Origin of the sequence: Pseudomonas sp. NPDC089569 (assembly GCF_050280625.1) — a bacterium.
Lineage (GTDB): Bacteria > Pseudomonadota > Gammaproteobacteria > Pseudomonadales > Pseudomonadaceae > Aquipseudomonas.
Genome location: NZ_JBNNVQ010000269.1, coordinates 1 through 1,209 on the forward strand (window position 1 = coordinate 1; position 1,209 = coordinate 1,209).

Sequence of the window (1,209 nt, forward strand, 5' to 3'; positions counted from 1 at the left end):
TCCCACATCTCCAGCTCCACTCAACCGGCTTCGGACATCTACGAAGACGAAGGCGTGATCATGATCACCCCGGCTGCCACCAGCCCGGACATCACCAACCGTGGTTACAAAATGGTCTTCCGTACCATCGGTCTGGACAGCGCCCAGGGCCCTGCCGCCGGTAACTACATTGCCGATCACGTAAAACCGAAAATCGTTGCTGTCCTGCACGACAAACAGCAATACGGTGAAGGCATCGCCACCGCCGTGAAGAAAACCCTGGAAGGCAAAAACGTCAAGGTTGCCGTGTTCGAAGGCATCAACGCCGGCGACAAGGACTTCTCCTCGATCATCGCCAAGCTCAAGCAAGCCAACGTCGACTTCGTCTACTACGGCGGCTACCACCCGGAGCTGGGCCTGATCCTGCGTCAATCCCAGGAAAAAGGCCTGAAAGCCCGCTTCATGGGTCCGGAAGGCGTGGGTAACGACTCCATTTCGCAGATCGCCAAGGACGCTTCCGAAGGCCTGCTGGTAACCCTGCCGAAATCCTTCGACCAGGATCCGGCCAACGTCGCCCTGGCTGACGCGTTCAAAGCCAAGAAAGAAGACCCAAGTGGCCCGTTCGTGTTCCCGGCCTACTCGGCTGTTGAAGTCATCGCCGGCGGTATCGCTGCCGCCAAGAGCGAAGACACTGCCAAAGTGGCTGCCGCCATTCACGCAGGCACCTTCAAAACCCCGACCGGCGACCTGAGCTTCGACGAAAAAGGCGACCTGAAAGCCTTCAAGTTCGTGGTTTACGAGTGGCACTTCGGCAAGCCTAAAACTGAAGCTTCGCCTCAGTAAGGCCCTGCCTGACTGACTGCCAACAAAGCCCACGGCGTGCCGTGGGCTTTGTTTTACGAACGTAATTGGGCCGCGCTGGCGTGATCCGCTAGTCTTCCCACCTGAAAATCTCAAAACCGTCATCAGCGGTTCGCTGGCAAACCTCGAATTCGAAGTGGGTGCAGATCCATGGGACTCGGGCGGGAAAATGACTCCACCAGTGAAATGCGTATCAGGTTTTTAGGAGCGCTGTAATGCCTGACATCTATCACTTCTTCCAGCAGCTGGTTAATGGTCTGACCATTGGCAGCACGTATGCCCTGATCGCCATCGGCTATACGATGGTTTACGGCATCATTGGAATGATCAACTTCGCCCACGGCGAGGTATACATGATACACGCTTCCT

General features: G+C 56.4%; 2 protein-coding genes. Both read left to right on the top strand.

What is annotated here, in order from left to right; translation table 11 throughout:
• Window positions 1-822, top strand: an 822-nt coding sequence (locus ACQKP2_RS32990) for an ABC transporter substrate-binding protein (protein WP_427582400.1), incomplete at its 5' end; no start/stop codon positions are given.
• Window positions 823-1,055: 233 nt separating this feature from the next.
• On the top strand, window positions 1,056-1,209 hold a 154-nt coding region (locus ACQKP2_RS32995), incomplete at its 3' end, for an ABC transporter permease subunit (RefSeq protein ID WP_427582401.1).